The 14,629-nt window shown below is 46.2% G+C and carries 13 protein-coding genes and 1 pseudogene; 3 read left to right on the top strand and 11 right to left on the bottom strand.

The window, feature by feature from the left end; translation table 11 throughout:
* From FT726_RS22875 to FT726_RS22885, 3 genes and pseudogenes are all read left to right on the top strand, one after another.
* A partial coding sequence (locus FT726_RS22875) for a type I restriction endonuclease subunit R (protein ID WP_346303498.1) occupies nucleotides 1-2,213 on the top strand: 2,213 nt, incomplete at its 5' end.
* Between the two features lie 52 nt (nucleotides 2,214-2,265).
* A complete protein-coding gene (gene kwaA, locus FT726_RS22880; protein WP_346303499.1) occupies nucleotides 2,266-2,859 on the top strand; it encodes an anti-phage protein KwaA in 594 nt (197 codons plus the stop codon).
* A 295-nt stretch (nucleotides 2,860-3,154) separates the two neighbouring features.
* Nucleotides 3,155-3,841, top strand: a pseudogene (locus FT726_RS22885) (Kiwa anti-phage protein KwaB-like domain-containing protein).
* Between the two features lie 73 nt (nucleotides 3,842-3,914).
* Here FT726_RS22885 and FT726_RS22890 read toward each other — a convergent pair.
* The 11 genes from FT726_RS22890 to FT726_RS22940 form a co-directional block, all read right to left on the bottom strand.
* Complete coding sequence (locus FT726_RS22890) at nucleotides 3,915-4,490, bottom strand: hypothetical protein (RefSeq protein ID WP_346303500.1); 576 nt, start codon at nucleotides 4,488-4,490, stop codon at nucleotides 3,915-3,917.
* A gap of 98 nt (nucleotides 4,491-4,588) precedes the next feature.
* Nucleotides 4,589-4,873 (bottom strand): hypothetical protein, encoded by a 285-nt coding sequence (locus tag FT726_RS22895; protein ID WP_346303501.1) that lies wholly within the window; start codon nucleotides 4,871-4,873, stop codon nucleotides 4,589-4,591.
* 450 nt (nucleotides 4,874-5,323) lie between these two features.
* Nucleotides 5,324-5,875: a replication/maintenance protein RepL gene (locus FT726_RS22900; protein WP_346303502.1), complete on the bottom strand. Its 552-nt coding sequence runs from the start codon at nucleotides 5,873-5,875 to the stop codon at nucleotides 5,324-5,326.
* Nucleotides 5,876-7,233: 1,358 nt separating this feature from the next.
* On the bottom strand, nucleotides 7,234-7,521 hold the full coding sequence (locus tag FT726_RS22905) for a hypothetical protein (RefSeq protein WP_346303503.1): 288 nt from the start codon (nucleotides 7,519-7,521) through the stop codon (nucleotides 7,234-7,236).
* Nucleotides 7,522-7,583: 62 nt separating this feature from the next.
* Nucleotides 7,584-7,853: a hypothetical protein gene (locus FT726_RS22910; protein ID WP_346303504.1), complete on the bottom strand. Its 270-nt coding sequence runs from the start codon at nucleotides 7,851-7,853 to the stop codon at nucleotides 7,584-7,586.
* Nucleotides 7,846-8,088, bottom strand: a complete 243-nt coding sequence (locus tag FT726_RS22915) for an AlpA family transcriptional regulator (RefSeq protein WP_346303505.1) — start codon at nucleotides 8,086-8,088, stop codon at nucleotides 7,846-7,848. Before FT726_RS22915 ends, FT726_RS22910 begins: the two co-directional genes overlap by 8 nt.
* A 116-nt stretch (nucleotides 8,089-8,204) precedes the next feature.
* A complete protein-coding gene (locus tag FT726_RS22920; protein ID WP_346303508.1) occupies nucleotides 8,205-9,062 on the bottom strand; it encodes a DUF6387 family protein in 858 nt (285 codons plus the stop codon).
* 339 nt (nucleotides 9,063-9,401) lie between these two features.
* Nucleotides 9,402-10,079 (bottom strand): PKHD-type hydroxylase YbiX, encoded by a 678-nt coding sequence (gene ybiX, locus FT726_RS22925; RefSeq protein ID WP_150058604.1) that lies wholly within the window; start codon nucleotides 10,077-10,079, stop codon nucleotides 9,402-9,404.
* 51 nt (nucleotides 10,080-10,130) lie between these two features.
* Nucleotides 10,131-12,416, bottom strand: coding sequence for a catecholate siderophore receptor Fiu (locus tag FT726_RS22930; RefSeq protein ID WP_346303506.1), 2,286 nt, complete (start codon nucleotides 12,414-12,416; stop codon nucleotides 10,131-10,133).
* 348 nt (nucleotides 12,417-12,764) lie between these two features.
* Nucleotides 12,765-12,932: a hypothetical protein gene (locus tag FT726_RS22935; protein ID WP_021313248.1), complete on the bottom strand. Its 168-nt coding sequence runs from the start codon at nucleotides 12,930-12,932 to the stop codon at nucleotides 12,765-12,767.
* A 288-nt stretch (nucleotides 12,933-13,220) separates the two neighbouring features.
* Nucleotides 13,221-14,411 carry a cytochrome c biogenesis protein/redoxin gene (locus tag FT726_RS22940; protein ID WP_346303507.1) on the bottom strand — a complete coding sequence of 397 codons (1,191 nt, stop codon included), beginning with the start codon at nucleotides 14,409-14,411 and terminating at the stop codon, nucleotides 13,221-13,223.
* Nucleotides 14,412-14,629 lie beyond the last annotated feature (218 nt).

Here is a 14,629-nt window from a genome sequence, read left to right on the forward strand (position 1 = left end):
TGTTTTATACCGGGAAGATTGTACTGGCGCTGGATAATCCCACCGTTGTTGTGATCACTGACCGTAACGACCTGGATGATCAGCTATTCGGTACATTCTCTTCCGCGACACAGTTACTTCGTCAGACACCTAAACAGGCTGACAACCGGGAAGAACTCAAAGAATATTTGCGCGTAGCCTCTGGTGGTGTGGTGTTTACTACCATTCAAAAATTCCAGCCTGATGATGGTAGCAATATCTATGAGTTGCTATCAGACAGAACCAATATTGTCGTTATCGCTGATGAAGCCCACCGATCTCAGTACGGTTTCAGCGCCAAAGAAGTTGACGTGAAAGACAGTGAAGGCAACGTAACAGGAAAACGTACTGTTTATGGCTTTGCCAAATATATGCGTGATGCCTTACCCAACGCGACCTATCTGGGCTTTACCGGAACGCCCATAGAAAAAACGGACGTTAACACACCTGCTGTTTTTGGTAACTATGTTGATATCTACGATATCTCACAGGCCGTTGAAGACGGTGCAACCGTGCGTATCTTCTATGAAAGCCGTCTGGCGAAAATTGCCATCAGTGATGAAGGCCGACAGCTTATTGAAGACTTTGACGATGAGTTTAACGAGGATGAACTGACGCTTACCCAGAAAGAACGTTCTAAATGGGCCAGAATCGAAGGTTTGATTGGCAGTTCAAAACGCATTAAAGCCATTGCAGCGGATATGGTTCAGCACTTTGAGCAGCGCTTAAAGTCCAACGCCGATCATGGCAAGGGTATGATTGTATCCATATCCCGCCGTATTGCCGCTGAATTGTATAAGGAAATCGTCGCCCTTAAACCTGAGTGGCACAGTGATGATTTAAATGACGGCGTAATAAAAGTCGTCATGACGTCTTCTGCTGCTGACGGGCCAGAAATCGCTAAACACCATACCACCAAAAAAGAACGACAGGTTCTGGCTAACCGAATGAAAGACGATGACGACAAGCTGAAACTGGTGATAGTGCGTGATATGTGGCTTACCGGCTTTGACGCTCCCAGCATGCATACCCTCTATATTGACAAACCGATGAAAGGCCACAACCTGATGCAGGCCATTGCCCGTGTCAACCGTGTGTATAAGGATAAAATCGGCGGTCTGGTGGTTGACTATCTGGGCATTGCCTCTGATTTAAAAGAAGCCCTCTCGTTCTACTCTGACGCAGGTGGACGCGGTGATCCAGCCGAAGTTCAGGAAGAAGCCGTGACGCTCATGCAAGAAAAGCTGGAAATCCTGGAAGGCATGATGCATTGCTACGATTACAAAGCCTACTTTACGGCAACGACTTCACAACGCCTGACGATTATCCTTGAATCAGAAAACCACATTTTAGGGCTGGATAACGGCAAAGGGAAAATGCGTTTCCTTGCTGCCGTTACTGCTATGTCCCAGGCATTTGCTCTGGCAACACCACATGATAAAGCTATGGAAGCGGCACCCGAAGTCGCATTCTTCCAGGCAGTGAAGGCTCGCCTGAATAAATTTACTGAAAACCCAGACGGCTCAGAAGAAGAACACAATGACAGTCTTGAAGTGCGGGTAAAACAGACTATCGATCAGGCACTGGTCACGGATAAAGTCGTGGATATCTTTGACGCAGCGGGAATACAGAAGCCGGATATCTCTGTGCTATCTGATGAGTTTCTCCAGGAAATGAAGGATTATCAGCACAGAAATATTGCTCTGGAAACGCTTAAAAAGTTGCTTGCTGATGAGATCAAGGTTCGCTCGAACCAGAGTATCACACAAGGGAAAAAACTGATTGATATGCTGACCTCTGCAATCAATGGCTACCAGAACAAGGTACTGACCGCAGCAGAAGTAATCGATGAACTCATCAAGCTTGCCAAAACTATCCAGGAATCCGACAGCCTTGCAAGCCAACTAAACCTTAGCACTTATGAATACGCCTTTTATTCTGCTGTTGCCGATAACGACAGCGCTCGTGAACTGATGCAAAAGGAAAAACTACGAGAATTGGCAGTCGTCCTGACGGAGGCTATCCGCAACAATGTGAGTCTGGACTGGACAGTGAAAGAAGCGGCAAGAGCGAAAATTCGCGTGGTGGTAAAACGTCTGCTCAAAAAATATGGCTATCCGCCTGATATGTCATTGCTGGCTACGGAAACTGTTTTGAAGCAGGCTGAGTTGTTAGCAGGGGAACTAGGCAAGTGATTTACCTTGTTTTAGATATCCAAACTATTTTAAGTTTTTACAGGAGAAGCTGATGGATAGCAGACCATATCTTAAAACAGTGCTATATATATTATCACTGTGGCTTCTATTTTTATCATTATTAATCATGTCCTACGATAAGGTTCTGATAAAGAATTCGTGGGACTATATTTTTTCTGAAAATTTCTCTTTCCCGACCTCGTCATTGAGAGTAAGAAATATCGTTTTCATAGTTAGTTTGGTTTTCATCTTTATCGGTACAATTATTTTAATAATTCTTGCAAACAGTTTTGGTTCAGGCTGGTCTGTCGTATGTACTGTATCCGATATTAGCAATGAAAATCATGAGCATTTAGAGTTTTTAACTACATATATAATGCCCTTGGTATTTACTGATGTAGATAGTAAGCGAACCGTATTGAATTTAGGATTGATGATATTTGTTATCGGAGCGATATATGTAAAAACAAATAGGTTTTATTCAAACCCATCACTTGCAATACTCGGATTCAGAATATACAAAGCTAACGTTCATGACCGAGGTGTAAAAAAATGCACAGTAATCTGCCGAAGTGTTTTAAAGAGCACTGATATAATAAAGTATATAAAAATCGATGATGAAACTTATTTAGCTAAAATAGTGTAGAGGTCATGATATGTTCACTAACATTGAAAATATTTTACAATCTCAAAGTATTTCTGGTGAGGCTTTTTTTGTTGCTGACATTCAAGGTGCGATAGATATATTTAAGGTTAATCTTGAGCCTAATGCTGAAAATGAGCTAACCACCTCATTTTCTAAAAGCATAGTCAAAAATATTATTGAACCTAACAGAGGTAAAGCTACTGTTCCACTCGTATCTACTTTATTAGAAAGAGATAAACAAGTTTTCGAATATGATCACTTGGCAATTAATCACCTTCCATTTGAATTTACTAAAATGAACGATGTGTTAAATTTTGGGGTTAATGGAAATGCAAAACAGTTTAATTTTTCCACGCAAAGTCTTACGTCGGTAAAGGCAGTGATTTATCACCTTTGTGATGGTAATGGAAACAGCGTAGTTATTTACCAACATAAATACCCCGTCTCTTTACATAAGAAAACGAAAAAATCATTCTTGAGTTTAAATGGCAGAACCTTAGACAAGGTAACTCATGACTGCATTGATATAAATGATACTGTTGACTTTTTCCTCTTTCAGAATAAGTATTACGCATAAAATATTAAATTGCTTGAAAGAATGTATGGCTTAGAAAGTGTAATAGATAATCTTGCAAACAGCTCAACACCATTAATAATAAATCTTGGTATTGTTAACACACAAGGTATGCAAGTACCGCTAGATATTTTCAAGGATATGTATAAAGACAGAGCATTTATGCGTAGACTTGCTATGGTCTCAAAAGGGAACTTAGTAAAAACGGGAGTCTCAATTCCTCAAATACAGCAAGTCATGCAAAAATTCCCTGTATTTCAACGGAACATTGATCTAACCGGAGGGTTAATAAATCTTAAAACAAAAGACCAAAAAAGATACTTCATACGACTACTTAATAACGAAGCATCATTTGCCGCGCTTGACAACTCTCCCTTTCTTGCTGTTGAGAAGGATTCTGCCGCCTAAATTGAGGAAAACATTAAGAGAAGCATCCTCAATCTGTATATTATAAGAGGATGCTTTTCAATTAAATTAATGTTTATTGTATTACCCCACCTTTTATTTTAATCACCTTCCATGCCATGTTGCCATTATTATGTGTATTAAACGTCCTGTCGCCAATATCATAAACAACACCTGTAATCGTGATCTTTTGCCCTTTCTTAATTTTCAGGATATCGTCATCCTGACCTTGATAGTAAGTCAGCAGTACAGCCCCTCCGCAATATTTCGTATCAGCCGTATGGAAGATAATAGCGTAGGTTTTATGGTCTCGCTGCGCACCCAAGTATTTCATCGTGTCGTAAGCTTCCTGCGCTTCTAATACAGTGGCATTGCTGATGCTGATCTTCTTGCCAATCCAGTTCTTTTTACCTGCCATAGCGTTTGCTTCATAATCACGGCAAATAACGCCTAAACCGTTAACGGTGTTCACAAGAAGATTATCAGAGGCAAGTGTTGTGCTCTTACTGTTTGATGGGCTTAAAGCCCCGCTCAGAGAAGATAAGGAAGAATTGATTGACTCCCCTACTTTCCCGGTTGCGTCAGACAACTGTTGACAACCTGCGAGCGTAAAAGCGGCAGATGCTAATAAAGCCGTGATCGTTTTATTCATTTTAAAAAACCTGTACAGGATTATAAAAAACTCACTGCCCTGAGTTTGTCATTCAGAACAGTAAGTGATGGTGTTTTTCCCTGATGTTGGTAAAGCCATTAACGTGCGGTCGGACGAACCCAACTGACTTTATCTTTGGTTTTAAATTTCAGAATCAGTAAGGGGCCAAGCATCAACGCGAGCAAAGTTATCACCATTACTGGCGTGGATTTGGTTAGATAGGCCATGACAAATCCCGCTGGAATACCAATAATCGTTCCAACGGCTACCAACCCCTTCATAGTCTGCTGGCTGACGTAGCCTTTAACCCTCTCAGCACCACATCCCCTACACACTGACACTTGCTCCTTTACTTCTGTACCGCAAAATGGACATTCTGACATGCTCTTTTCCTCGCCAGATAAACTCTAAGTAATTGATATAATTGATCTGAAGCAAGGGACTGTCATATCGTTTTTATCGATCAAATCCATAACACACGATAGCTATGAACTATCAAAAAAAATATATCGATCGATTTAAACAATTAATTACCGATCGATTTCTGATTATTAATCGCCATAACCTATCAATAATTGCATATCGATCGATTTTACAGATCAAATTGTTGACTTTTCAATAATGAAACGCGATTGGTTCAAGAAAGCCTAAGAGCGTATAGCCCTATGACCAGTTTCGTTAGCAGGCGGGAAGCAACGCAGCCATACGACCTGATAGCCACATGAAGAGCAATTATACTTCACACTACCAACCCTGTTATCAAACATAAAACGGATATGTTCAATCTGGCTGATGAAGTCAGCTTCCATTTATGTATTCTGGTATTTTTTTCATTACCTTATCCTACTTCCCATCCTGGAATGCTTCGATTCCGTTAAAATATAGGATTTAACAAATGACAGGCGATCACCGTTGAACATAAAATCTGGATTAATAAAGTAGTAATTCTGGATCATGGTTTCCGCAATAAAGTTTTTCTCCACCAGTTCTTTCATTCCTTTGAAATAAGTCGTTCTTGATATTTTCACTACCGTTTTATCTACAATATCATACGACATTAAAATTGTGTCAGTATCCTTTTGCTCTTGCATTGCTCTGTACAGTATTTCGAAAACCTTTGTTCCTGCCGAAGATAACTCAGTGATCGCTCTGACGCCATTTACATAAAGTTTTAAAAATTGTGTTCTATCTACTTCCTGATATTGAAAAAAACCAGCCCCACCTAAACATTCTCCTGTATTCTCATTGACAACCATCAGTCTGTCTTTCCCTGTTGATATTCTTTTGACCCCGCCTTTTGTATTATTGCTCGCAGACATTATAAATGGGTTTTTCACATGGCGTTGTAATCCTCTTCTTGATTTATTGGTTATCTCCTGTGTCATTTTATTTTCCTTTTATTATTGTTATTAGCTTTTAATTAACATATTTATTCCATTAGTCAATACTTAAAGTAAATTTATTTTTAAATAAATAGTATTTCAAGTATCAAAGACAGACACTTGAAGTATCAAAATATTATTTAAAAATGAACTTAACAATATCAAATGAGAATAAGAACCGATTATAGTCCCCAAACCACGGACTTTAAGTCCCCAGATCGCGAACTTTGTTTTAAGCTATATCTGGGCTGAGGGCAGTTTCCTTCTTCATTATTAATATAGAGCGAAGCGAAAGATGATTATCACTGTTTTTCAAGAGGTAAAATATCTGATGGTCTTCTTTCATTTTATGTAACCCTACACGGATTTTATTCCGTGTCATTGGGCTTCATTTTTAGTTAAAGAACCGACGCAACTTTCAGGTTGCGTCATTGGGTTCAAAGGATTTGATCATAATTCTTCTTTAACCAAAACACACATAGTCCCTGACTCATGCTTCTTTGCCCTTTGAGGGGGCAACCAGCAGGTCAGGACGTAACTATTATCTTTTCTTTTTAGCTTTACAGACCATATCGAGCAAGCCCTCGATATGGTTACTATATTAATTTTTTCATACAGCATATTCGCCTGCTCATATGCTGCTTTAAAATTAAAACCTTTGATAAGGAAGCTGTCTTGATTTCGCTGCTCGCTCAATCGCTATGCGCTCACGCGCACTGAAAACTTAAATGACATTGATTTCAAAATGAGACTATTTTCTTCATCGTGTGAAGACTTTTCTTCATTTTAAGGCCGAAAAATGAAGTAATCACTTCATCAGGTGAAGAAAAAATTTTTTAAAGTTAAATCAAAAGGGCGAGAGCCTGGGTTTTAGCGATTGAGCGCATTAGCGAAATCAAGACCAGCCATTTATCCAAGGTTTTTAATTTTCGCCTAGTGCGAGCAAGCGAGCATTTAGCTCAGAAAAAATGTTACTAATAGCAATCAGCCCATACAGGCATTGCTGGTTGCCCCTTGGAGGCAAATAAGAAAATGCGCGGTTATATTGTTCGTTAATGAATAAAGAACATATTCCGAATGAACCTCAATAGCACAATAGAAAGTTGTGCAGGGTTCTGTACATAATTAATCTAAGCAAATATTTTCCATAATTATCAAATCTGGCGGAACATCCAGTTTAAGAAAACTTTCTCCAGTATTCGAATACCTCTTATAGCAGCCGCTTCCTGAATTATTCTGTACTAATAAAGGATATGAAATTCGTGGATCATATTCTCACCTCGTATCTTCAAATTTTCATAAACAAACGCCTGCACAAGGCGCTCGTCTATTTCTGTTTTCTTTTTTAATCCAGATCTGTATTACTCAATACGGAAACACGTTACTTTAACTATGTTGCCATACTCTTTCCGAATTGCTTTCCTTATAAAATCGTGTAATTCCCCCTGTAGATTTTTATCTGTATGGTAATCTGCATAAATCCTTTTTTTTGATAAAACAAACCCAGTCGTAGTTTTCTGTATAAATTCATGCACGACAAGCTCCACATTCTTCATCAAACTCATATTGTTTGAAAACGCCCTGCGAAATTCCGGGCTTAACACAAACTGAGTAAATACACGCATACTATCATTATTCATATTTTTCATAATCATTCCTGTTTTTAAGTTAAGATGAGCGTCATTAATACCAAATATAACTTCTATATTTTTTATAACTGTGCATTGTAATCAAAAAATAAATCGGTAATTTTATCGCCATAAATTTCACGCAATAACACCTCAATTGCTGTATTCATGGCTGTCATAGCACCATTCTTATCATTTAAAATATCCTTCCTCTTATAACCAGACTTAGTAAGCTCTTTTTCATAATAGAAATAATATTCTACAATTAAAGCTTCCATTTCTTTATATATAGCCAATTCATTACCATCAGTCCCAAATCTTCTTTTAAATTCAATTACGTTATTTTTACTCATAGCAATCTATTGTGTTTTTGTTTTTAATTGCGGCTGATTTATTACGTGATGTATTAATTAAGTTAACAAGCCATTCATCTATTTCACTTTCAATAAATGCAACAGCCCTCGCACCGATCTTCACTTGCGATGGGAATCGCTTCACATTTATAAGCGCATATATTGTGGTTTTACTGATACCCGTTCTTTTAATCACTTCCGGTAGACGAATAAGGTTTTCTTTTCTGTCAGACATGTTGATTTCTCCTCTGCTGTGTCAACGAGGAGAATTATATGGTGGGAGAAGGTCAGAGATGAGTGACAATCCGGACAGGTAACGGCTGCAACTTCCTGTCCGGGAGTTTGTTGAAGTTAGTCTTCTTCTGTTTCCGAGAGTTTCATGACGTCTGAAACTCTCCAGTTTTTTATCTCATTGTTTTTGTTGATATATAGATTGAACTGGCGCAAAAAGTCGACTTTTATAGCTTTCATCGCCAGCGGCCTGTCTGTGTCCTTGATATGGTGTGCATGTCGGATTCGATTGTCGTCGTCATCATCCGTATAAAGTAACCGGGAGAGGCGGTCATCTGCCATGCGCAGATTGTTTTTTGCAGCCCATACGATAATATCCAGCATAGGTATGATACGGTAGTTAATGAGCTTTTTAATGGTGCCATGACCAAAGCGAACCGGTTCCGGTGGAGATTCGGGTATACCTTTAAATCTTCTCCATTGCGGTAAAGCGGCCTTTATAGACTCCGCGATTTCCTGATCGGTTCCATTCGCCAAATCCACTTCAAGAAGTATGCTTGTTGGAAATTTATCTTCCATCGCCTCTGTTATCACCTTTCCTGAGTGAGCCAGATTGATACGGTACGTGTTATCTCCAATCCAGTAGTACATCTCATTCAGCATGGCCGTCACGCTGATTTGAGCCAGCCTTTCTGTCGTAGTGAAAAAGAAGTGTGGGGGCTGGTAAAGACGCACATCAGGGTTCATGTTTTTTACCATCTCGGACGTGACCAGAAATGGCTTTCCTGACACGATCTGTCCATAAAACATACCTAAAAACTGTTTTTCCTCCTCATCCGGATTCTCTTTAAAGAAAAGTGTTCTCACCCAGATTTCATAGTACAGCTCCTGCAACGTCAGGGAGTCAAACTTCCGGTAAGTATCTATATCCAGCCACTTCCTGATTTTTTTGTTAAATTCCGAAGACCAGTTCTTCATCATCACCACCCTTACCCATTGCCATGACCCGATACTATCAGTGCGGCAGTCGTTCAACTACCGCTGTAAACAACCTGGGCAATTTGACAGAAGGTGGAAAAAAGGGTAACAGTTCGATAGCGTTCGCCAGAGAACGGTGAAGTAAATAATTGATTAAAATTGACTTTTTATCCTTCACAGATAAAAATGATGGCATAAATGATGTAACAAAATCACTATATAAATAAATTATCATTATTAAACAGGAGATTAAATTAGTGTTCGAGTCCAGTCAGAGAGCCAGATTTAAAGAAGCCCGCTCAGGGAAACCTGAGCGGGCTTTTTGTTATTGCGTGACGGCTAAACCTCCGTCCAGCCGCGCAGCAGGTTGTGGTACATATTCAGCAGCGACAGCAGTTCTTCGCTGTCACCGTGGCGCGCTTTCAGGCTCTGAATGTTGCGGTCCAGTTCAAACAGCATCGCGCGTTGCTTATCATCGCGCACCATCGACTGAATCCATAAAAACGAGGCGACCCGCGCGCCGCGCGTGACTGGCGTGACGCAGTGCAGGCTGCTGGAAGGATAAAGCACCAGGTCGCCCGCCGGCAGTTTTACGCGGTGCTGACCGTAAGTATCCTCGATCACCAGTTCCCCGCCCTCGTAACTGTCGGGTTCACACAGAAACAGCGTGGCGGAGAGATCGGTACGCATCCAGCCGGCCGCGCCATTGTGGCGTACCGCACCATCAACGTGAAAACCGTAGGTTTCCCCCTGCTGATAACGGTTGAACAGCGGCGCAGAAAGCGTGCGCGGCAGCGCGGCGGCAAAGAATAGCGGATGGCTATTCAGTGCCTGAAGCACTGCAGCCTGCAGCCGATCGTAAAGTGGCGTACCGGTGTCAATCTGCTGGTTATTTTTTACGGTCGCGCCCTGGCTGCCGACCGTCGCCCGTCCGTCAACCCAGTCAGCCTGCTGCAGCTGGGTGGTAAAGTGCGCCAGCTGTTCAGCGTTGAGCACGGCAGGAATGTGATACATCATCGCGGAGTTCTCGCCATTAAGCGTGGAGCGCGAACGCCCCACGGTTGACCATCAGAAATGCACGTTAGCCGTCAACAGGAAGGTACGCGGCTCGCCCGGATGATAGCGGTAGCCACTCTTGTTGATCGATGCCACATAGTTAGTATCAAACAGGTTATACACGTTGAGCTGCAGGTCGAGGTTATTGTTGACCTTATACCCAAGCTTCGCGTCAGCCACCCAGTAGCCTTCGGTGTGATCCGGCGTGCCCACGGCCCCATCGCTGCCGCGACGCAGGCTGCCAACATAACGTGCGCCCGCGCCCACCGACAACGCATCAGTGGCCTGATAGTTGGTCCACAGCGTAAAGGCGTGCTTCGGCGTATAGGCCAGCGCGGATGAGCCATCCTGCGCCACGCTGGCACCTTCACGCACCGACGCGTGCTGCATGGTGTAACCGGCAATGATTTCCCAGTCTGGCGTTATGTTGCCGGTTGCTGAGAGTTCATAGCCTTCCACGCGCTTCTTGCCGGTTTGCGAGTAAGTGCCGTCATCATTGGCATCGACCTCATTTTCGATGTCGGTGCGGAACAGTGCGGCGTTCAGCAGCAGCCGCTTGTCCAGCACCTGCCACTTGGTGCCCACTTCGCTGGATTTGGCCTTCTGCGGTTTAAAATCGGTACGGTTGGCGCTGTTGCCACTGCCACCCGCCGCCAGCGCGAAGCTGCTGCCACCCGGTGGCTGCTGGGAGATGGCGTAATTCACATACAGGTTGCCCTGTTCGGTCAGACGATAGAGCGCCCCCGCTTTCCAGTTCACCAGATTGCCGGATTTCGCCGTGTCCACCGTGGTCACCGGCGTATTACGCGCCACGCCCGCCGGACAAGCCAGCGCGCCGCGTCCGGTGCCGCCACAGGCCGTCGCGCTGTCGTACTCGGTATGGTAGTTGTCGAGACGAATACCGCCGTTCAGCTCAAAGTCAGGGGTAATCGCCAGCGTATCAAATGCATAGATGCCAAACGTGTCAGTCTGCCCGTTAGCGTTCGCACCGTTGCGGTCCAGACCGCCAATCGAAATGCTGCTGATGGGATGGTAGATATTCACCGCAGGTGGGGTCAGCGCGTTGACGCCATAGGTGGTCTGGTTTTCACGCGTGAACTCTACGCCCGCACTCACATCATGCCCGACGGAACCGGTGGCAAATTTCGAGGTGATATTGGTCTGGTTGGTGAGAATACGGTTGCTGATATCTTTGGTGTTTGCCAGGCGCGACCAGCGCCAGCTGCCAACATCGTTCGGGTTGGGTGCAGTAATGTTACTGGCTCCGCCCATCACCGCCGTCAGCAGATACTCCTGCTTCACCCGTGACCAGCGCGTGGTGTTGCGCAGCGTGGTGTTATCGCTCAAATCGTGTTCAAAGCGCAGCGTGGCACTGTCGGTAGTCGATTTGTCGAAATCAGAATCGGTGCCGTAGTAGTTGCTGGTGGCGACCTTGCCGGAATTGTTCAGCGCAGCATACGCGGCAGACGGTGCCGAATAGCCTGGCAGGCCAACGGTCGGAATACCGCCGTCCGGTGTGTTGTTCTGGTGGAAGTGCAAATAGTTGACGTACAGCCGCGTTGCGGTGTCCAACCCCAGCGCCAGCGAAGGCGCGACGCCATAACGCTCGTTCTGGATGTTGTCACGCGCCGCATCATGGGTTTTCTCACCCATCAGGTTAAGGCGAAACGCCGCATTGTCGTTGATTGCCTGGTTGTAATCGAGCGTGCCGCGGCGCATCCACGCGCTGCCGGCGCTGACTGACGCGTCAAGGCCGGTATCCAGCCGCGGTTGTTTGCTGATCATATTGATCGAGCCGGATGGTGCGCTGCGACCATAGTCAGTGCCGGAAGGCCCTTTGATCACTTCCACCTGCTGCGTGTTGAAGGTGTCGCGCGTGACGCTGGCGATGTCGCGAATGCCATCCACGTAAATGCTGTTGGAGGTATCGACACCGCGCATGTACACCGCATCGCCGGTGGTTGAGCTGCCGTTTTCCCCGGCATAAAACGCCCCGACGCCCGGCACGTTTTTCAGCGCGTCGGTCAGATTGGTGACGCCCTGATCTTTAATAACCTGATCCGGAATCACCGTCATGGTGCGGGTGGTATCCACCAGCGGACGGGTAAATTTGGGATCGGCCGAGGCATTTGGCGCGTACAGCGACGGCGTGCGCGCTTCAACCACTAATGTATCATCAGATTTTTTGCCGGAGTTATCGGCCCCCAGCGCCGCAGCCGGCGAAATACCAATACAAAGCCCGGTGAACAGGGTCAGCGAATTGAAGCTACCAAACGGCAGCTGGCGATTTTTATCCATGTTAAAAGGTGAGTTTCTTATCGTTATTAACGCACTCATTGTCTTAACCGCACCTGCCATTCAGGCATAGCACTGAATCAACACGGTTTTCCCAGACAACACCTAAATGATAACGCCAATGGTTATCATTTACTTTTATATTCTTACACGCGCGCTGCCGCTTGGGAATACTTTTCTTTACGTTAAAATTACGAAATCAATACAATTGAACAAACCGGCGGGACGTTACGGCAATTTTTTCATCAGGCGGGTAAACAGCATAAAAAAACCCGCTCGGCGTGAGCGGGTTTTTAGTCTGGCGTGCACAGTTCATTCCAGTAGCAATAGCGCATGCGCTGGTGGCGGCGGTTATCGTTCATAGTAGCGATACACGGAAGGATGAAACTCCACGCCGTACAGCTGGCTGATCGGGATCAGCAGATCGATATGCTCACCGGGGTCGAATTCGCGCCCGTCAGGGGTGGCGGCTTTGCTGGCTGCCAGACGCGCCAGCCACTGCTGCAGGATCTTCTTCATTGTCAGCTTCTCCATAAAAGGTTAACGCTGACAGTAAACCCCAGCCTGGACGCGGAACCAAACTACAAGTTATGCGTAGGATTACTGCATTTTGCATATCGGGGTGGCAACGGTGGCTGCGCCATGACGGTCACACTGAAGAGTGCCCCTACGGGCTGGGAGGCCCCCGGCAATGCCGCCCGCTGTTTACCTGATAGTCCCTGTGAAGCCCCCGGTTTTCAACGTCATAGCCCGCGAACCACTACCTAAATGAGAAGCAGTGGTGGCCCGGGCGGGCCGCCTGACCTGTCATGCACGCGCCTCTTTCAGCAACTGCTGAATCACCCTCTCCTGCTCTTCATAGTTACCTTCACCAAACGCGGTGTAGCGCAACTGGCCGTGTGCATCAAAGATGTAGTGCGCGGGCCAGTACTGATTACCAAAACGGTTCCAGATGCTGTAATGGTTATCCGCCACTACGGTGTAGGGCAGCTGCCAGCGCGTAATCGCGCGCTTCAGCGCCTTTTCATCGCGCTCCCACGGGTACTCCGGCGTGTGCACACCCACAACGACCAGCCCGTCACGTTGATACTTACTGGCCCAGTCGCGCACGTATGGCAGCGTATGCTGGCAATTAATGCAATCCCAGGTCCAGAAATCGACCAGTACCACTTTGCCCTTTAACGTGGCAGGCGTCACCGGTGCCCCGTTCAGCCACGCTGTGCCCCCCTCCAGCGACGGCAACGCGCTGCTGGTTTGCGGCAGGCTAACCGGCTCCAGGCGCACTTTGGGTGCCGGCGTGGTCAGCCACTGGCTCAGCTGCTGCTCCAGCTTCAGGGCAAAAGCGGGCGCTGCCTGCAGCTGGCTCTGTGAGCCGGTAACAATCACGCCCACCGAGGCGAGCATCAGCACGCCCGCCGCCTGACGCAGCCGCGCACTCATCGCCAGCCCCGGACGCAGTCGCGCTACCAGCGAGCGTCCGGCGAAATAGAGCAGCGCCAGCATCAGCGCGGCACCGCTGCCATACGCCAGCAGCAACACGCCAACCGACAGTGGATGATCGCCCACGACGGCCAGGCTGAGGATCGCGCCCAGCACCGGTCCGGCACAGGGCGACCACAGCAGACCGGTTGCCAGGCCCGCCAGCAGCGCGGCGAGCACCCCGCTACGCCGCTGGCTGGCATCGTTGAGGCGATTACCCAGCGCGACAAACGGCCGGATAACGCATTGGGCGATGCGCGTCGAGATTAACGTCAGTGCGGCTATCGCCAGGAACAACAGCGCCAGGTCGCGACCAATGCTGGTGACCTGACTGACCCAGTGGCTGGTAAGCGATACCAGCAGCGCCACCAGCGTGAACATCAGGACCATGCCGCTCAGCAGCGCCAGCAGCTGTCCGCGACGGCCGCGTACGCTGGCAAATACAAAAGGAATAATCGGTAAGGTACAGGGGCTGAGCAGCGTCAGCATCCCGGCGAGAAAAGCGATAAGCAGTGTCATAGGGAACCTCATACGGTGGATAAACGTCTGCGCGTCCGGCAGTACGTCTATTACATCCACCGCATGTGTTCAGGCTGTGTCGCGGGAACGCCGTTTTGTCGGGTTATGTGTGTGGCGGGCAGGCAGATACATCAGGTTACACATCCTGCTGCTGCAGGATGATGCACGCTTCCAGCCCGCCAGCTGCCCGGTTACGCAACTGCAGGCTGCCCGCCATC

The sequence above is a fragment of the Pantoea sp. Morm genome, from assembly GCF_016643525.1.
Taxonomy (GTDB): domain Bacteria; phylum Pseudomonadota; class Gammaproteobacteria; order Enterobacterales; family Enterobacteriaceae; genus Pantoea; species Pantoea dispersa.